This is a genomic window from Pantoea leporis (assembly GCF_028048155.1).
In the GTDB taxonomy this organism is placed as follows: domain Bacteria; phylum Pseudomonadota; class Gammaproteobacteria; order Enterobacterales; family Enterobacteriaceae; genus Pantoea; species Pantoea leporis.
On record NZ_JALMEU010000001.1, the window covers coordinates 839537 to 857557 of the forward strand.

15 protein-coding genes are annotated in these 18021 nt (G+C 53.6%); 8 read left to right on the forward strand and 7 right to left on the reverse strand.

The window, feature by feature from the left end; genetic code table 11:
* Window positions 1–8 precede the first annotated feature (8 nt).
* From solA to MWH02_RS03985, 3 genes are all read left to right on the forward strand, one after another.
* Window positions 9–1124 carry an N-methyl-L-tryptophan oxidase gene (gene solA, locus MWH02_RS03975; RefSeq protein WP_271459936.1) on the forward strand — a complete coding sequence of 372 codons (1116 nt, stop codon included), beginning with the start codon at window positions 9–11 and terminating at the stop codon, window positions 1122–1124.
* A gap of 292 nt (window positions 1125–1416) precedes the next feature.
* On the forward strand, window positions 1417–1989 hold the full coding sequence (locus MWH02_RS03980; protein ID WP_110865908.1) for a cytochrome b: 573 nt from the start codon (window positions 1417–1419) through the stop codon (window positions 1987–1989).
* A 1-nt stretch (window position 1990) separates the two neighbouring features.
* A complete protein-coding gene (locus tag MWH02_RS03985) occupies window positions 1991–2566 on the forward strand; it encodes a YceI family protein (protein WP_271459937.1) in 576 nt (191 codons plus the stop codon).
* Between the two features lie 44 nt (window positions 2567–2610).
* On the opposite strand, the gene trhO is transcribed toward MWH02_RS03985, so the two are convergent.
* The gene (gene trhO / locus MWH02_RS03990) at window positions 2611–3666 is read right to left on the reverse strand and encodes an oxygen-dependent tRNA uridine(34) hydroxylase TrhO (protein WP_101760865.1); all 1056 of its coding nucleotides are present in this window, start codon (window positions 3664–3666) and stop codon (window positions 2611–2613) included.
* A 267-nt stretch (window positions 3667–3933) separates the two neighbouring features.
* Here trhO and MWH02_RS03995 point away from each other — a divergent pair, with 267 nt between their 5' ends.
* The 3 genes from MWH02_RS03995 (at window position 3934) to MWH02_RS04000 (ending at window position 6197) form a co-directional block, all read left to right on the forward strand.
* Window positions 3934–4857: a Kdo(2)-lipid IV(A) acyltransferase gene (locus MWH02_RS03995; protein ID WP_101760866.1), complete on the forward strand. Its 924-nt coding sequence runs from the start codon at window positions 3934–3936 to the stop codon at window positions 4855–4857.
* Between the two features lie 558 nt (window positions 4858–5415).
* Window positions 5416–5682 (forward strand): hypothetical protein, encoded by a 267-nt coding sequence (locus tag MWH02_RS23085; RefSeq protein ID WP_008103132.1) that lies wholly within the window; start codon window positions 5416–5418, stop codon window positions 5680–5682.
* Between the two features lie 119 nt (window positions 5683–5801).
* A complete protein-coding gene (locus tag MWH02_RS04000; RefSeq protein ID WP_271460177.1) occupies window positions 5802–6197 on the forward strand; it encodes a MysB family protein in 396 nt (131 codons plus the stop codon).
* Between the two features lie 6 nt (window positions 6198–6203).
* On the opposite strand, the gene MWH02_RS04005 is transcribed toward MWH02_RS04000, so the two are convergent.
* The 3 genes from MWH02_RS04005 to MWH02_RS04015 form a co-directional block, all read right to left on the reverse strand.
* Window positions 6204–6443, reverse strand: coding sequence for a YceK/YidQ family lipoprotein (locus tag MWH02_RS04005; protein ID WP_110865906.1), 240 nt, complete (start codon window positions 6441–6443; stop codon window positions 6204–6206).
* 135 nt (window positions 6444–6578) lie between these two features.
* Window positions 6579–9128, reverse strand: a complete 2550-nt coding sequence (gene mdoH, locus MWH02_RS04010; RefSeq protein ID WP_101760869.1) for a glucans biosynthesis glucosyltransferase MdoH — start codon at window positions 9126–9128, stop codon at window positions 6579–6581.
* Complete coding sequence (locus MWH02_RS04015; RefSeq protein ID WP_206098190.1) at window positions 9121–10656, reverse strand: glucan biosynthesis protein G; 1536 nt, start codon at window positions 10654–10656, stop codon at window positions 9121–9123. The genes mdoH and MWH02_RS04015 overlap by 8 nt, the downstream gene beginning before the upstream one ends.
* A gap of 278 nt (window positions 10657–10934) precedes the next feature.
* On the opposite strand from MWH02_RS04015, the gene mdoC reads away from it, so the two are divergent.
* Window positions 10935–12059 carry a glucans biosynthesis protein MdoC gene (gene mdoC, locus MWH02_RS04020; protein WP_101760871.1) on the forward strand — a complete coding sequence of 375 codons (1125 nt, stop codon included), beginning with the start codon at window positions 10935–10937 and terminating at the stop codon, window positions 12057–12059.
* A 31-nt stretch (window positions 12060–12090) separates the two neighbouring features.
* Here mdoC and MWH02_RS04025 read toward each other — a convergent pair whose 3' ends face one another.
* Window positions 12091–13554 (reverse strand): phospholipase D-like domain-containing protein, encoded by a 1464-nt coding sequence (locus MWH02_RS04025; RefSeq protein ID WP_271459938.1) that lies wholly within the window; start codon window positions 13552–13554, stop codon window positions 12091–12093.
* 160 nt (window positions 13555–13714) lie between these two features.
* On the opposite strand from MWH02_RS04025, the gene MWH02_RS04030 reads away from it, so the two are divergent.
* Complete coding sequence (locus MWH02_RS04030) at window positions 13715–14863, forward strand: beta-glucosidase (RefSeq protein ID WP_271459939.1); 1149 nt, start codon at window positions 13715–13717, stop codon at window positions 14861–14863.
* Here MWH02_RS04030 and MWH02_RS04035 read toward each other — a convergent pair.
* Both MWH02_RS04035 and MWH02_RS04040 read right to left on the reverse strand, forming a co-directional pair.
* Window positions 14860–15033, reverse strand: coding sequence for a hypothetical protein (locus MWH02_RS04035; RefSeq protein WP_167391168.1), 174 nt, complete (start codon window positions 15031–15033; stop codon window positions 14860–14862). The two genes, MWH02_RS04030 and MWH02_RS04035, sit on opposite strands and share 4 nt — an antisense overlap.
* A gap of 314 nt (window positions 15034–15347) precedes the next feature.
* Window positions 15348–17549, reverse strand: coding sequence for a TonB-dependent receptor (locus tag MWH02_RS04040; RefSeq protein ID WP_110865903.1), 2202 nt, complete (start codon window positions 17547–17549; stop codon window positions 15348–15350).
* Between the last annotated feature and the right edge of the window lie 472 nt (window positions 17550–18021).

Consider the following 18021-nt stretch of genomic DNA (forward strand, 5'->3'; position numbering starts at 1 on the left):
ATGTCGTTATGGTTTATGATCTGATTGTGGTGGGAAGCGGTTCGGTCGGCGCAGCAGCCGGGTTTTACGCCACGCAGGCTGGCTTATCGGTGCTGATGATTGATAGCGCCCATCCGCCGCACAGCCAGGGCACACATCATGGGGAAACCCGCCTGATTCGCCATGCGTATGGTGAAGGTGAACGCTACGTGCCGCTGGTGCTACGCGCACAGACACTCTGGGATGAGCTGGAACGCCAGAGCGGCGAGCGCATCATGCATCGCAGCGGCATCCTCAACTTAGCGCCCATCACCTCCTCCTTTATTCAAAATGTTATCGATAGCGCGAGAGCGTGGCAGCTGGATGTGAAAATCCTGCAAGCCGATGAAGTGCGCGCGCGCTGGCCGCAGTTCACGGTGCCGGATGGCTACATCGGCGTGTACGAACCCAACTCCGGCTTCCTCAAATGTGAGCAAGCGGTGCGCAGCTGGGTGCAGCTGGCGGAACAGGCCGGTTGCGCGCAGCTGTTTAACTGTCCGGTGACAGAGATAGGGCGCGACGGCGATCTGCAGCAAGTCACCACCAGCGATGGCATTTTCCGCGCGCGTAAACTGTTGGTCAGCGCCGGTACCTGGGTGAGCCAGTTGGTCGCCGATCTGCCGGTTGCGCCCGTGCGCAAAGTTTTCGCCTGGTATCAGGCAGATGGTCGCTACAGCGAGAACAATAAATTCCCTGGCTTTACCGTGGAGATGAGCGATGGCAGCCACTTTTACGGCTTCCCGGCGGATAACAACGCGCTGAAAGTGGGACGTCACGATGGCGGGCAGCTGATGCAAACGCCAGCCGATCGCAAACCTTTTGGCAGCATCGCGGTAGACGGCAACGAATCTTTTAGCTTCCTGCGTAAATTCCTGCCGGGCGTGGGCGTCTGTTTGCATGGCGAAGCCTGCAGCTACGACAATACGCCGGACGAAGATTTCATTATCGATACGCTACCGGGCGAACCTAATCGTCTGATCATCACCGGCTTAAGCGGACACGGTTTCAAATTCGCCAGCGTGCTGGGTGAACTTGCCAGTGAATTTGCGCAGAACAAACCGTTCTCTTTCGATATTGCGCCTTTCTCGCTCGCGCGATTTAACTAAACCATACTTGCCGGTACTAATCCTGTGCCGGCGAAATTGACACAAACTGACAGTTAATTACCTATATCAACATTCAGCGCAGCGCTATGCCGCATTTGGTGTAGTGAATATGCAATACTTCGCAATAAGACCCGCCTTTTAAGCTGTCCCTTCAATTATTCTGACTGAGTTTTAATTAAATCCTCATTTATTCCGAAGATGATTTTCAACTTTATAGAAAAGTAAGGTTAATTGATCTTTCATTGCAAAATGTAGATGCTCATTACCACTTATTTCATTCCAGGTGATTTTAATGTGGCGTAATTCCACACAGCATTTCGGCGCTGTCTCGATTTTATTGCATTGGCTTATGGCGCTGGTTATTTACGGCATGTTCGCGCTGGGTTTGTGGATGGTCGGATTGGGCTATTACGATGGCTGGTATCACGATGCGCCCGAAATTCATAAAGGCATCGGCATTCTGCTGTTCGCTGCGCTGCTGCTGCGCCTCGGCTGGCGTTTTATTTCACCGCCGCCCAAACCGTTGGCGAGTTATTCGCCCGCCGTACGACGCAGCGCTACCGCCGCGCACTGGCTGTTATACGGCTTACTGTTGGTGCTGCTGTTCACCGGTTATCTCATCTCCACCGCCGATGGCAAACCGATCTCCGTATTTGGCTGGTTCGCGGTTCCCGCCCTGTTCAGCGGTGCCGCGCAACAAGCGGATCTGGCGGGTGACATTCATCTTTGGCTGGCGTGGGGTTTGGTGCTGATCTCAGCACTGCACGCGCTGGCAGCCCTGAAACACCATTTTATCGACCGTGATGTGACACTGAAAAGGATGTTGGGTTACCGCATCCCGTTAATCTCTGAAAAGGAAAAGTAACATGCTAAAGAAGACATTATTGGCAGTAGCAGCGGCCGGATTATTGAGCGCCAGCCTGACGGCCAGCGCGGCTGATTACAAATTTGATAAGGAAGGCCAGCACGCGTTTGTGCAGTTCCGCATTCAGCACCTGGGCTACAGCTGGTTGTACGGCACCTTTAAAGACTTTGATGGCAGCTTCACTTTTGATGAAGCCAATCCTGCGGCAGATAAAGTCGACGTGACCATCAACACCAACAGCCTCGATACCAACCATGCTGAGCGCGATAAACACCTGCGCAGCGCGGATTTCCTCAACACCGGTAAGTTCCCGCAGGCAACCTTTGCTTCTACCGCCGTGAAGAAAGAGGGTAAAGATTACAAGATCACCGGTGACCTGACGCTGAATGGCGTGACCAAGCCCGTCACGCTGGATGCAAAATTGATCGGTGAAGGCAAAGATCCGTGGGGCGGCTACCGTGCAGGATTTGAAGCCAGCGGTGAGATCGTGCTCAAAGAGTTCAACATCAGCAAAGATCTTGGCCCGGCATCGCAGAAAGCTGAACTGATTATTTCAGTGGAAGGCGTGCGTAAGTAAACGAAATACAGCCTGAAGTCCGCTGACCTAAGGCTGTTTGACGCTTATTTTTTATCTGGCGCCGGAATCGCCATCGTCATGTTCAGCAAACCACGTGATTTGTTGAACACTTTGTTGCCATTTTCACGGCCCGCACGGCGTGCGCGCTGCTCCTCTGGCGACAACGTTGACTCTTCCATGCAGATTGGGCTGCAGCAGTTGTTGTACTTTTCAGCGCAGCTTGGGCACTGAATAAACAGCAAATGACAGCCATCATTGATGCAGTTGGTGTGGCTATCGCAAGGCGTGCCGCACTGATGACAGCTGGAAAGAATATCGTCGGAAATACGCTCGCCCATGCGCTCGTCAAAGACAAAGTTTTTGCCCTTGAAACGCACCGGTAAGCCCTGTTCGCGCGCCCGACGGGTGTATTCAATAATCCCGCCTTCGATGTGATAAACATCTTTGAAGCCGTTGTGCTTCATCCAGGCGCTGGCCTTTTCACAACGAATGCCACCGGTACAGTACATGACAATCTTTTTGTCTTTCTGATCCTGCAGCATATCAACGGCCATCGGCAGTTGATCGCGGAAGGTATCGGCCGGCACTTCCATGGCGTTATCGAAGCGCCCCACTTCATATTCGTAGTGGTTACGCATATCCACAAACAGCGCATCCGGATCGTCGAGCATTGCATTAACGTCCGCGGCTTTCAGGTAAGCACCCACATCGCTGGCATCAAAGCTATTGTCTTCAATCCCATCCGCTACAATGCGTTCACGCACTTTCAGGCGCAGCACCCAAAAAGATTTACCGTCATCATCCAGCGCAATGTTCATGCGCAAGTTATTTAGCGCCGCATCAAAGGCATACAAAGCGGCCTTCATCTTTTCGTAGCGGCTGGCGGGCACACTGATTTGTGCGTTGATGCCTTCATGCGCAACATAGACGCGACCAAACACCTTGAGTTTGGTTAACTCAACGTAGAGGGCATCACGGAAGGCTTTAGGATCGGCAATCTGGAAGTATTTATAAAAAGAGACTGTGGTACGTGGTTCGGTTTCCGCCAACATACGTTCCTTCAGCTCTTTATTGGAAACAAGGTTATGTAACACTGGCATGGTGTTCGTCCTGTTAGCAATCAGAGAAATTTAGCGCGCGTATGATACCCGAATTCTGCCTGATACAAAAATTTTGGTTTGATAAGCCTGCCAGCTGAAATTACACACGCATTTGTGCGCCACAATTGCGTTTTCGTGCGCATACCTGCTGTCGGAAAGCCGTCCTCGGTCTATGCTTGATTTCAGCCAGAATGAAAAAATGGCATAATGACAAAAAATTACAGAAACCGGACTCTCTGGCATAAGACGCAGGATACTGACATTTCCATGACTCAACTCCCCCAACTCACCCGTGAACTCTTCTATCCACGCTATTGGCTGACCTGGCTCGGCATTGGCTTTCTTTATCTGCTGGTGCTGTTGCCCTATCCGGTACTGCATGCAATTGGCTGCGGATTGGGTCGCGTTGCCATGCGCTTTATGAAGCGGCGCGTTGAAGTGGCGCAGCGTAATCTTGAAGTGTGCTTCCCCACTATGCCGACCAATGAACGCGACGCGATGGTAAAGCACAACTTCGAATCGGTAGGCATGGGGCTGATTGAAACCGGGATGGCGTGGTTCTGGCCGGACTGGCGTATTCGTAAATGGGTCACCACCAGCGGACTGGAGCACGTGACTAACGCGCTGGCAGAGAAGCGCGGCATATTATTAATTGGTATGCACTTTCTGACTCTGGAGTTGGGAGCGCGGGTATTTGGTATGCACAACCCAGGCATTGGCGTGTATCGTCCCAACGACAACAAGTTGATCGACTGGCTGCAAACCTGGGGCCGGATGCGCTCTAATAAAAGCATGCTGGACCGCAAAGATCTGAAAGGCATGATTCGCGCCATGAAGAACAACGACATTATCTGGTATGCACCGGATCATGATTATGGCCCGCGCAGCAGCGTGTTTGCGCCATTCTTCGCGGTTCAGGATGCGGCGACCACCACCGGCACCCATATGCTGATTCGTCTGGCAAACCCAAGCGTGGTGCCGTTCCTGGCGCGACGTCTGCCGAACGCGCGCGGCTATGAGCTGAAAATGATGCCAGATATCCGCGACAAATTTACGCTGGAATCTGAACTTGATACCGCTGTGGTGATGAATAAAGTGGTGGAAGAGACGGTGCTACTGGCTCCAGAGCAATACATGTGGCTGCATCGCCGCTTTAAAACGCGTCCGCAAGGCGAACCATCGGTTTATTAATATTGGTCGGGGCACCCTGTGTGCTCCGCTGTTTATATGCACTAATTTGCCTTTTGGCGCGATCACATGCGGTAATTTATTAGTGAGCCGTGCCAGCCTGAACTTAGGCTGATAGTTGGCTTAGCGCCGCATTTAATCAGACATCACTTTTCTTCAGCACGCAATGTTGACGTAAAATTAACCTTTCCTTGCGCCGCAGCAGCCAAATTCTTCGTTGATGCAGGATTCGCGGAATTGTCACCCATTAATATTTATTCACCAAAGTTTAGCGTTTCGGACCTGATTTCTACGACTTCTAGGGCTATTCCTATTTAATATTGCTAAATCCTTCGGCATCACTTATCAATGAAGTAAAATTAACTTACTAAACAAGGTATTGTCTGATTAAAAAACCCCATATTCCTTTTCGTTAAAATAATCGCTTCGCTTATAACTTTATGGAATTGGTTCGTAAAATCGAATCCAGTTAATTTCGATTACAGCACTTAGCTTCACCCGTTCACTTTTAAAAAATATAAAAAGATTACACACAGCAAATATATCTCAGGACAATATAATATGAATAAAGGTATCTACTACTACGTGACGATCAGTACCGATCAGGAAGGTTATCATCTTCTGCATCGGAAAGAGTGCAAACGCTTACCCGTAAAGGAGGACATGGTATTTATTGGCACTCTATATAATTTAAATCAGGCATTATCAACCGCGCGTATTAATTTTAAAAAGGTTAAGCCCTGTATTAAATGTTGTATTCGTTACTCTGCTCCAATTATTCACGAATCAGTACGCCCGGTATTGCATTTCCCGCAGAAAATAGCCTGACCGGTTGGGCGGTTGAATTTCACGCAACCGCCCAACTGATATTTCCTCTCCGCCCTGCACTTCACGATTTTTCGTCTATCCTTCTGTGAAATCCCTTTTTTACAGACATGGAGTTGATGATGAGCCTGTTTACCACCCTTGAAGAAGCCATTGAAGCCGCTCGTGAAGAGTTCCTCGCCAGCCAACCAGAGATCGCTGAAGAAGATGCCAGCGTAAGCCAGTTCGCCCTGCAGAAGTACGTGATGCAAGATGGCGACATTATGTGGCAGGCCGAATTTTTCGCTGAAGAGGATGGTCAGGGTGAATGCCTGCCGATCTCCAGTGGAGACGCCGCACAAGCCATCTTTGATGGCAATTTTGATGAAGTCGAACTGCGTCAGGAGTGGCAGGCGGAAAATACGCTGCACGAATGGGATGACGGCGAGTTCCAGCTGGAACCACCGCGTGACCTTGAAGAGGGCGAAGCGGCGGCACAAGAGTGGGAAGACGACAACAGCCCTTCTGACAACCTGTAATAACGTTTATTCGTACGGACCGTGACTGGCATCGACGGGCAGTAACAGCGTGTCCATCACCAGCGACAGCGGCAAATCGATAATGGTTAGCACGCGCCACGGTCCGTCACGAACGTCCCACTGCACGCCGGGATAATATTGGTTGCCGTGACCTTGTCCGGGAAAGGTGCGGCTGATGATACTGCCACAACCGGTAAGCAGAAGAATGGCGGCGCTGAGCGCGGTTATTTTCAGGAAATAATTCACAACATTTACTCACAATGAACTGGCGTTAGTTTAACCATCTCGCAGGGACGATGACCACTCCTTAACACGTAAAGATTGCGTCATATTTCTGGCGAAAAAAAAGCGGCATTTCTGCCGCTTTCTACTTTCTCATCCTCAGCGCTGTGGCAGCGCCTCTGGATTGAGCTTCAGCTTCTGATAGCTTTCCACCCACTGATGATATTTGTCCGCGCTTTCCCACAGGCGTGAGTGCACACGAGCCAGCACCACCGGATCGCTAATCAGCTGCAAACGCTGCTCGCGATTCAGTTTCTCTGGCGCATCGCTCAGTGCCTGATCGACACGACGGTCACGCGCATGATCCAGTAAATCGCTCTGCTTATGACGCGATGTTGCCATCGCCGTCGCCAGCGCGTTAAACGCCGGGTTAAACAGTGCATGCATAAAGCCATTTTTCAGCGCGCGTTGACGATTGATCTGCAGATAGTGATCGGTATCAACCAGCTCTTTAGGTGGCTCATACTCTTCCGGGATCAGGAACAGTTTGGCGTTCTTACTCTTCTGCCCTACCGTTGCACGGCTCGACATCACCGATACAAACGGCGACAGGATCAGCGAGACGACGATCGGCGACAGCCACCACAGGAAGTTCAGATCGAGGAAGCCCATACCGCCCGCCCACACCAGACCCAACAGCATCTGTGAACCATGACGACGGAAAGCTTCGCTCCACGGCGTCGCATCATCATCACGCTGCGGCGAGTTCCACACCACTTCCCAGCCAAGGAACGCGCTGACCACAAACACGGTGTGGAACAGCATGCGCACCGGCGCCAGCAGCACTGAGAACAGCATCTCCAGAATCAGCGAGAAGAACAAGCGGATGGCGCCACCATAAGGTTTCGCTCCCTTGAACCAAATCAGCACCACGCTCAACAGTTTCGGCAGGAACAGCAGCACCAGCGTAGTTGAGAACAAGGCTATCGCCAAGTCGGGACGCCACTGCGGCCACACCGGGAACAGCTGGCGTGGTTGCAGGAAGTAAGTCGGTTCCATCAGCGTGTGCACCACCTGCAAGGCAGTAGAAAGCGCGAGGAACATGAACCACAACGGCGCAGAAAGATAGGACATTACGCCCGTCAGGAACACCGCACGGTGAACCGGATGCATCCCTTTTACCAGGAACAGACGGAAGTTCATCAGGTTACCGTGGCACCAGCGACGGTCACGCTTCAGCTCATCCAGCAGGTTCGGCGGCAGTTCTTCATAGGAGCCTGGCAGATCGTAGGCGATCCACACCCCCCAACCGGCACGACGCATCAGCGCGGCTTCAACGAAGTCATGCGACAGGATCGAACCCGCGAAGGAACCTTCACCCGGCAGCGGTGCCAGCGCACAGTGCTCGATAAACGGTTGCACACGAATGATGGCGTTATGGCCCCAATAGTGTGATTCACCCAACTGCCAGAAGTGCAAACCAGCGGTGAACAGCGGACCGTACACACGGGTAGCAAACTGCTGGCAACGCGCATACAGCGTATCCATGCCTGACGCTTTCGGCGAAGACTGGATAATACCGGCGTTCGGGTTAGCATCCATCATGCGCACTAAACCGGTAAGACACTCACCGCTCATTACGCTGTCGGCGTCCAGCACCACCATGTAGCTGTAGTTGCTGCCCCAGCGACGGCAGAAGTCATCGATGTTGCCGCTTTTACGCTTCACACGACGACGACGACGACGATAGAAAATCTTGCCGGCGCCACCGACATCACGCACCAGCTCCATCCAGGCTTTTTGCTCGGCGATGGCAATATCGGCATCGTAGCTGTCGCTCAGAATGTAGACGTCGAAGTGTTCGGCATTGCCAGTTCGTTTGACCGATTCCCAGGTCGCACGCAGGCCAGCAAACACGCGTTCTACATCTTCATTACAGATCGGCATGATCAGCGCAGTACGGTGTTCCGGATTCAGTGGCTCATCGCCGGTTGTCGAATACGAAATACTGTATTTATCGCGACCGATCAGCAGCTGCAGGAAGCCCATCAGCGCAGTCCAGAAACCGGCAGAAACCCAGCAGAACAGGATGGCGAACAGGAACAGAATCCCAGTCTGCAGGATGTACGGCAGGATCAGCTCAACCGACTGCAGCCAGTTCTGGTTGAACATCTCGATAGGATCGATCAGCGTCCAGCCCTGATACGGCAGAATGGTTTTCATGTACCAGGTTGCCACCACGGTCTGCAGAATCGTCAGAATCAGCAGTACGTAACGACGCATGGAGCCAACGTGGCGCCACTTGTCCTCGTTTTTCTGCTCTTCAACGGTGGCATAGCGTGGAGTGGATTTCTGGCCGCGCAGGGAATCCCAGGCGCGCGCAATCGGGTTGGTACGCCAGATCTCCGGGAACATCAGCGAACGCTTCACTTTCGGCATCGCCTTCAGTGTGGTGCGATCGAGATAATCCTTGCTGAGCTGCTGACCATCCGCCAGTGAGTCCGGCCAGGCCATTTGCACACGGGATGACACCGATTTCAGCGGTGCATCATCCGGGCGCTCGCTGGCGGCGTTATCTTGCCCCAGCGACGTATGAATAGCGTGGAACGCCTGCGCATTCTGCAGCGAATCGCTGAGACGGGCGCGCCCTGCCGCATCAAGCGGCAGAGCCTCCACGTAAGATTGAGGTAGAAATATCGATTTATTCATTGGCAGGTAGCTGATAGCTCCAGGTTTCCGTCAATGTCTTGTCGCCGCTCACCAGCGCCGCACGCATCTCAGTCGGCTGCTTGTTATCTTTCACTCGCAGACGCAACACCAGACGCCAGCCTTTGGTCACCGGGTTGTAGCGCACACTCTGCTCAACCACGTCAGCGTTGTTACCCACGCTCACCTGCGGCGCCACTTGCGTATCTTCCGGCAGCTTGCTCATCGCTTTGCCAACGAAATCAATGGTGAAGGCGATTGAACCATCCGGCTGACGCACCAGATTCGACTGCTTCACATCACCGGCAGAGCGCAGCGTGTCTTTTACCCAGGCGATATCGTCTGTGTGCAGCTGATTCTCGTCACGGGTGAAGTGCAGACGATACTGGAAGTTCATCTCTTTGCCCGGCTCTGGCAGTTTTTCCGGCGTCCAGAACGCAACGATGTTGTCGTTGGTTTCATCGGCAGTTGGAATCTCGACCAGTTCAACACGGCCTTTACCCCAATCACCCTGCGGCTCAACCCAGCCACTAGGGCGCAGGTCATAGCGATCGTCGAGATCCTGGAAACGGCTGAAATCACGCGTGCGCTGCAGCAGACCAAAACCTTTCGGGTTCTCTACGGTAAAGGTGCTGACCGCCAGATGTTTCGGGTTATTTAGCGGACGCCAAATCCACTCACCGTTACCGGCATGAATCGAAAGACCATTCGAATCGTGCAGCTCTGAACGGAAGTTGGTCACTGGCGAAGGCTGGTTTGCACCAAACAGGAACATACTGGTCAGTGGCGCAACGCCCAGTTTGCCGACGTTATCACGCAGATAAACTTTGGATTGCACATCAACCGTCGATTCTTTGCCCGGTTTGATGATGAAACGATAGGCACCGGACGCGCGTGGCGAATCCAGCAGCGCATAGATCACCAGCTGTTTGTCCTGCGGTTTTGGACGCTCAATCCAGAACTCTTTAAAGCGCGGGAACTCTTCGCCCGACGGCAAGGCGGTATCAATCGCCAGTCCACGTGCCGAAAGACCGTACACCTGGCCCTCGCCAATCACACGGAAATAGCTGGCGCCGAGGAAGCTGGTGATCTCGTCGTCTTTGCCCTTTTTATTCAGAGGATACAACACCTTAAACCCAGCAAAGCCGAGGTTTTTGACTGCATCAGCATCGTGTTTTACGTTGCCGAAATTGAAGTAGTCAGGGTTATATTTAATTTCACGTACTGAAGACGCCGTCACTTCATTGATTTTCACCGGCGTATCGAAATACATGCCCTGATGATAGAACTCAAGCTTAAACGGCGTGCGCAGTTTGCCCCAATAAGCTTTGTCGTGGTTAAACTGGATCTGCTGATAGTCAGCAAACTTCATTTCACGAAACTGAGAGGGTAAATTGCTTTTTGGCGCTTCGAAACTTTTCCCTGCCAACGCCTTGGCTTGTTTTGCAACATCATCAATGTTAAACGCCCAACTATTGTTGGCATACATAGCCAGCAGAACTGCCGCGCCTACCCAGCGCATCTTTACCAGTCCCACTTTATTATTCACATTATTCAGCACATCCCCCCCTTTCGTGTGCTTAGATCAAACCCGATTATCTTAAAGGATTATTCGGTTTTCCGACAGCGTATGTAATAGATTGTTCCGCTGATTTGTAAGCTGAAAATGTGCTTTTAGGATAATTAAACCCCGCAAAATCACATACAGATTCACCTGATAGTATACCCTGTTTACAGCCGGTAGAATTTTCCTTCGGCATAATCCGGTTTCAGGGCGAAACCGGCAAGTAAACTGACTATTGGAAGATTATGAGTTCAGCTAAACCCGAACGTGAATATTTCCTCGATTCGATTCGCGCGTATTTAATGTTATTAGGCGTGCCTTTTCACGTCTCTCTGATTTACTCCACGCAGAAATGGGCCGTGAACAGCCATGACGCCTCAATGTGGTTGACGGTGCTAAACGACTTTATTCACGCCTTCCGCATGCAGGTGTTCTTTGTTATTTCAGGCTATTTTTCCTACATGCTCTACTTACGCTACCAGCCGCAGCGCTGGTTGAAAGTGCGTCTGGAGCGTGTCGGCATCCCGATGTTGACTGCCGTGCCGCTGATTACCTTGCCGCAGTTTTTCATCACCAAAAATCTCACCGATAAAATCGGCGACTGGAACAGTTTCTCGCTGTACGACAAGTACAACACGCTGGCGTGGGAGCTGATATCTCATCTGTGGTTTTTATTGGTACTGGTGATTCTGACCACGTTCGGTATGGTGGCGTTTCGCTGGCTGAATAAGCAGCAGCGCAGCATCGATTATCAGCAAATTGGCTGGGGTAAATTGACGCTGGCACTACTGACTTATGCCTTAATTTGGTGTGCGTTCCGCCGCGTGCTGTTTTATTTCGTTCCGGCCGTGTTTGCCGATGGCCTGTTCAGCATTGCCGTGATGCAAACGTTGATGTTCCTGCCGTTCTTTATGCTGGGTGCGTTGAGCTGGAAGCATCAGGCGCTGAAAGCGTTGTTTGTGCGCTTTAATCCGGTGATGTGCTTTGGCGCTATCGCGGTATTCATCGCCTATAGCCTGAATCAGCGCTATAGCAGTGGTGAAGGTTGGCTGTATGAAATCGATATGATCATTTCGACGCTGATGGGATTGTGCATGCTAAACGTCTGTTTTAGCTTCGGCCATAAGCTGCTGAACAGCCATTCGCCGCGCATCATGTATCTGGTGAATGCCTCGCTGTTTATCTATCTGGTACACCATCCGCTGACCATTTTGTACGGCATCTACATCACGCCGCACATCGGCAACAACACGCTCGGCTTCTTCGTCGGCTTACTGATGGTATTTGGCGTGGCGTTTACGCTGTATGAAATCCATCTGCGCATTCCGCTGCTGCGCTTCCTGTTCTCCGGTAAGCCGCAACGCAAATGAAAAAAGGGCCCGCTAAGCTGGCCCTTTTTATCTAAAGCAACCACTCAACCGGCAAGCGCCACACCAGTCGCACCAGCAAGCGCTGCAGCAGCGTGCATTGCGGTTCATGTTTGTGCACCACTTCGCCCTGCTCGTTAGCAAACTCGACCCAATTGACGCGTCCCCACTTATCCAGACGTAGCGTCCAGGCGCGATCGCGCATCCCGGCAATAAAGCGCTGATGCGTTTGCTGCGCCAGGGCTTCACTCTCAATCACCAACCCCATTTCGGTGTTCAGCATGGCGGAACGCGGATCGAAATTGAACGAGCCGATAAACACTTTTCGATTGTCCACGGTGAAGGTTTTGGCATGCAAACTGGAACCTGAATTACCGGTGATACCGCGATCGTGTGGCGCGGTTTGCGGATTGTCCTGCGGCTTCAGTTCATACAGCGCGATGCCGTGGCGCAGCAGTTTTTTGCGCCAGCGCGCATAACCGGCGTGCACCACCGTGACGTCATTGGCCGCCAGCGAATTGGTAAGGATGGCAATCTTCACCCCGCGCCGCTTCAATGCCAGCAGCTGCGCCACGCCAGATCGCGTCGGGACAAAATAGGCCGAGATAATATCGAACTGCTGCTGCGGCGTGCCGATGACCTCTAGCATGCGCTGCGGCAGTAAACTGCGGCGTTTTGCTTTGCCGAGCCCTTTACGCGGATCATCACTCAGCAGGCGCGATTCCGCCCACGTCATCTCCAACTCGCCCTGCTCCATCTGGCTGATAAACGACGAGTGCTCCAACCGTGCCAGATAGCGCTCCACCGCTTCACTCTGCTGCCACTCTTGTGGCAAGCGCACCGCCTGATGCGCATCGCCGCTCACATCAACCACCTTGCGCAGCGGCGATACCGCTTTACTGCGCCAGTAGCGTTCGAAATCCTGCGTCACTTCGTCGACCACCGGACCAATCGCCAGGACATCGAGATCGGTAAACAGCGGTTCATCGCCGGTGCCAAAATATTCGTCGCCGATATTGCGCCCGCCCACCAGCGTCGCTGCGCCATCCACTGTCAGGCTCTTATTGTGCATACGTCGATTGAGGCGGGAAAAATCGGTGAGATAACCGAGCGCGCGCAGCGTGCGGAACGAGAACGGATTAAACAGGCGCACCGCGATATTGGCGTGGCGATCGAGTTCCGCCAGCGTCTCATCCAAACCCGGCGTGTTATTGTCATCCAGCAGCAATCGCACTTTCACCCCGCGCTCGGCGGCGTCCAGCAGCGCGCTGAACAGCAAGCGGCCGGACATGTCGTTGTGCCAAATGTAGTACTGCACATCAATGGTGTGCTGCGCCATGCTCATCAACTGATAGCGCGCAGCAAAAGCGTCCAATCCATCGTTAAGCGGATGGATGCCGCTCATGCCCGGATGTCGTGCACAACGCGCCTTAACACTCGGTTTCAGCCGGTTGCCCGAATGTTCCTCAGGCGGCAAAGAGGTTGCTGCTTCACTCATAGTGAATCCCTGAAAGCTGTGGACCTATTATTGTTGGTATCAATGCGCTAAGAAGCAATCGGAGGCTTCCTTTTCTGCCCAATGGTGCACCGTCAATTTAGTCTAGACTTAGCCAGGCGTTCTGCATTCTGCATCCGGCGCTCAATGTGAGGAGAGGATTATGACTCAGCAATCCCTGCGCCATCACCCTCAGCTGTTCCGCAGTTTCTTTCAGGGCAGTTTTCCCTGTTCAACCGCCCGACGCGCAGGCGGACGTCGGCTCGATATGGTGATCAGCAGCGGCCACGACATGCTGCTGGAGAAAGATTATGCCGCACTGGCGCAGGAAGGTTTGCACACCGCGCGCGATGGCGCTCGCTGGCATCTGATTGAAGCCGTGCCCAACGAATATGACTGGCGCACCTTTCTGCCGATGGTGCACGCCGCGGCGCGTCACGATATGCAGATTATCTGGGAGCTGGCGCACTTTGGCTATCCCGATCACCTGGATATCTGGAAAGCCAGCTTTATCGATCACTTTGAACGCTTCGCCCGCGCCATGGCTCAACTGATGCGCGATGAAGGCATCGAAAAGCCCTTTTTCACGCCGATCAATCAGATCTCATTCTGGTCGTGGGCCGGCGCGGATGTTTCCTGGCTCGATCCCTACGCCAGCGATCGCGGTCGTGAGCTGAAGCGCCAATTAGTGCGCGCCTCGCTGGCGGCGATGCACGCCATTCGCGAGGTTTATCCCGATGCCCGCTTTGTGCTGACCGATCCGCTGGTGCAGGTGGCGACCGATCCCGATAACCCTGACAGCAAACCTTATGCCGACGCGCAGCATCAGGCGCAGTTTGAAGCCTGGGATTGGATTGGCGGACGCGATGCGCCGGAACTGGGTGGCCGCGCGGATTTCCTCGATATTCTGGGTCTTAATTACTATCCCGACAATCACTGGTTTTTCTCAGGCGAAACCATGCCAATCGACCATCCGACGCGCCAACCGCTGCACCGTTTGTTAACGCAGTGCTGGCAACGTTATCAGCGCCCGATGATTCTGGCCGAAACCGGAGCCGAAGGTGATGCGCGAGCGCCCTGGCTGCGGCAGATCAGTGAAGAAGCGCGTCTGGCGCTGGATCACGGCGTGGCGCTGGAAGGGATTTCGCTCTATCCGGTGGTGGAGTATCCGGCGTGGGCCGACGATCGGCGTTCACCGGGTGCGCTGTTTGGCCTCGGCGATCCCAATGGCAATCGCACCCTGCATGAGGCGCTGGCGCTGGAGTTGCGCAGTCAACAGATTAAGTGGCAGAACTGGCAGACAAAAAGCTAAGACTGTTGCGTAGTGGCGGGTTTTTGCGGGCAGGTTTGCACATCGAGTGAAGGATCCGCGGGGTGGCGCACGTCGGTGAGCCAGGTCATGGTGAAGAGAAACACCACGCCAATTAAACAGGCGGAGAGCAGGCCAATTATGGCGATCAGTTTGTCATCGCTGGATTCCATAGACATCTCCTTGCAGGCTTCCTTTTCCCGGTGCTGACCTTAACTCATCCACAGCGTAATCATCAGGACGAAGATTATAAGCGTAACCGAAGTGACTGCAAGCACCACAATGGCGAAGAGCGCGTCGTCGAGCGGCTGCCGATAAGGTTCGTCGTGGTCGTCTGGTGGTGCAGGTGAACTCATGATGACTCAAAAATAAAGGCGAGTTTTCGCGCAGGATTGCCGCACAGAGTGTAATGCAATGCGCCCTAAGTTACAGGAAAATTTCTGGCGGAGAAATAATGGGGCGCAGGCGCGCCCCATTGGAGAGCAGATTAGAAATCGTAGCTGAGTGAAACCTTCACCGTGCGTGGTTCACCCTGCGACAAATAGGTGCCGCTGTCATCAACATTGGCCCAATATTTCTCATTCGTGACGTTATCCACGCCCACGCGCCACACCATATCGTTCTGGTTAACCTTCATGCGGTAACGCAGACCCAAATCCAGCGTGGTGTAATCATCCAGCTTCATGTTGTTTGCCAGGTCGGCATATTGTGAACCGGTGTAGTTCAGCAATGCTGTGGCGGTCAAACCGTCCACCGGCTTGATGTCATACTCCGCACCCAGCGCCGCAGTGAAGCGCGGTACGCCGATGGCGTTTTTGCCATCCTGATCGCTGTCACCGGTTTTGGTCATATCCGGATCGATCCAGGTGGCGCTGCTGTTAAGACGCAGGCCCAGCACCGGCTCACCGAATACGTTCAACTCCACGCCACGGTTGCGCTGCTCGCCATTCAGCTGGTAGACCGAATTGTTCAGCACGCCAACCGGCTGTTTGATTTCAAACAGCGCCAGCGATCCGCCGACGCGACCAAAGTCCGCTTTGACACCCACTTCGTTCTGCTTAGCATGTACGATGCCGGTCACGCTACCGTAGTTGGTGGCGGTAAACGGCGCGGCGGTGCCTGGCGTCAGCGATTCGGTATGGTTGGCATACAGCGAGATATTTTGTGTGGCTTTATACAGCAAACCGTACGCCGGCAACCAACGGCTGCTGTCGAAACGTGTCGCGGTATCTTCAACGCCGTCATAACCGTAGTTACGCACCACCACTTTTTGATGACGCGCGCCGACGGTTGCCAGCAAGGTGTCATCAAAGAAGCCCAGCGTATCGCTCAGCAGGTAGCCCTGCGAACGTGAACGGTAAGTGGTCAGAGGATCGCTGAATTTAGCGCCACCGGCGAACACGCTATCCGGTTCAGCCACATCCTGCGGGTGATAAATATTTACGTTGGCATCGTTGCCCGACGACATGCGATAGCTGTTTTTCGCATTCGTGGTCATCGCCGAATAACCGAAATTCACTTTATGCGTCACCGGACCGGTGGTGAAATCACCACGCAGGCCAACCATGCCGCTCATGTTGTCCTGCACGCGATTGGTGCGGAAGCGACCAATGGTGGCGTTGCCGGCGCTGTCGAGGATCTTCGGAATGCCGTAGTTGCCCACTTCATGTGTGTGCTGCGCGCCGAGGCCCGCATAGGCGGTCCACTGATCGGTCAGATCGTATTCGGCTTTCGCCAGACCAAACTCCGACTCGATATCGCTGAACACCCACTTCTGGCTGTAGTTTTTCGCGTTGGACGGCACATCAGGAATGAAATCGATGCCGCTGATGTTGACGCCGTTACGCGCATCGTGGAAGGTCTTTTTCTGGTAGCCAACGTCGAGCGACGTACGCAGACGATCGCCACGATAATCCAGGCCGAGTGACGCAGCGGTGGTGCGTTTTTTCTCGCCATCTACCTCGGTGCCGCCTTCGCGGTTAACCGCATTCAGACGCACGCCAAACTGATTATCGTCGCCAAAACGACGACCAATATCGGCGGTGCCGCCCACCTGGGAACCGGACGTGTAATCCACCCCGATGCGCGTCAGCGGCGTATCATCAGCGTGCTTCGGCTCGAGGTTAATCATGCCGCCGACGCCGCTCTCCGCCGAACCGTTCAGCAAGGCGTTAGCCCCTTTAAAGATCTCCACGCGATCAATCAGCGAGGCATCCATCACCTGACGCGGCACGATACCCGCCAGGCCGCCGTAGGTCATGGCATCGCCGTCCAGCTTGAAGCCACGAATGCGATAGCTCTCGGCAAAGTTGCCGTAGCCTTTCAGATTCTGCACGCCAGCATCGTTGCGCACCACGTCACCGATGGTTTGCGCCTGCTGATCCTGAATCATTTTCGAGGTAAAACCAATGACGTTAAACGGCACGTCCATGGCGTTTTGCTCACCCAGCATGCCAAGGCGGCCGCCGTGTGCAACCTGGCCATCGAGGAAAGCCGGTACCAGATCGTTGCCGCCTGGTTTGAAATCGGTTTGCGGTGTCGCGGTCACGGTCAGCGTCTGCTGCTCGTTTTTCGCGTCAGTTGAGGTTGTGGTGTTGGTGGTAGCAGCCATCACTGGCAAACAACCGGCGCTGACCATTACGGCCAACAGCGTCGGTTTCAGTCCGGGATTGAAAGGCATAGTGCGCATGGGATCCCCTAATGCAAACGAAGTGATAATCATTATTATTGCGGTTTGCGATTATGCGCAGTCGTTGTGCGAAAGCAAGAAAAATCCCACTTTTTGCGTTCATATCATGGAGGAGTGGTGCAATAGGTACCCTGCCCGGTCTTGTAGGGTCGCCATTCATTCATGGCGACCAATGCTTATCACTGAAGAAAGGGTTTTGCTTTGACTAGGTAGCGGGCTCTGACACATCTGCTGCGTCACGGGCCGTCCTCGCGCCGCTAGCGCGGTGCCTTCGGCTTCAACGTCGTGCCAACGGACCGTTCGCGGATCGGCCTTCCCTGGCCGACCCCGAACTGCCTCACGCATCCATACGTGAGGCTCCTGGCCCAACGTAAAAGCCTCAGCGCTGCGAATAGCCCTTTTGCCGCAGCAGACGCGCCAGCGCCTCTGGCAACTGTGCCCTTTTCAACAACATGTACCGAAGCATCCGGCA

Bases quoted from the DNA above. Each gene is read 5' to 3' on its own strand.
- solA (WP_271459936.1), top strand. From the start codon at position 9: ATGGTTTATGATCTGATTGTGGTGGGAAGCGGTTCGGTCGGCGCAGCA.
- MWH02_RS03980 (WP_110865908.1), top strand. From the start codon at position 1,417: ATGTGGCGTAATTCCACACAGCATTTCGGCGCTGTCTCGATTTTATTG.
- MWH02_RS03985 (WP_271459937.1), top strand. From the start codon at position 1,991: ATGCTAAAGAAGACATTATTGGCAGTAGCAGCGGCCGGATTATTGAGC.
- trhO (WP_101760865.1), bottom strand. From the start codon at position 3,666: ATGCCAGTGTTACATAACCTTGTTTCCAATAAAGAGCTGAAGGAACGT.
- MWH02_RS03995 (WP_101760866.1), top strand. From the start codon at position 3,934: ATGACTCAACTCCCCCAACTCACCCGTGAACTCTTCTATCCACGCTAT.
- MWH02_RS23085 (WP_008103132.1), top strand. From the start codon at position 5,416: ATGAATAAAGGTATCTACTACTACGTGACGATCAGTACCGATCAGGAA.
- MWH02_RS04000 (WP_271460177.1), top strand. From the start codon at position 5,802: ATGAGCCTGTTTACCACCCTTGAAGAAGCCATTGAAGCCGCTCGTGAA.
- mdoH (WP_101760869.1), bottom strand. From the start codon at position 9,128: ATGAATAAATCGATATTTCTACCTCAATCTTACGTGGAGGCTCTGCCG.
- mdoC (WP_101760871.1), top strand. From the start codon at position 10,935: ATGAGTTCAGCTAAACCCGAACGTGAATATTTCCTCGATTCGATTCGC.
- MWH02_RS04025 (WP_271459938.1), bottom strand. From the start codon at position 13,554: ATGAGTGAAGCAGCAACCTCTTTGCCGCCTGAGGAACATTCGGGCAAC.
- MWH02_RS04030 (WP_271459939.1), top strand. From the start codon at position 13,715: ATGACTCAGCAATCCCTGCGCCATCACCCTCAGCTGTTCCGCAGTTTC.
- MWH02_RS04035 (WP_167391168.1), bottom strand. From the start codon at position 15,033: ATGGAATCCAGCGATGACAAACTGATCGCCATAATTGGCCTGCTCTCC.
- MWH02_RS04040 (WP_110865903.1), bottom strand. From the start codon at position 17,549: ATGCGCACTATGCCTTTCAATCCCGGACTGAAACCGACGCTGTTGGCC.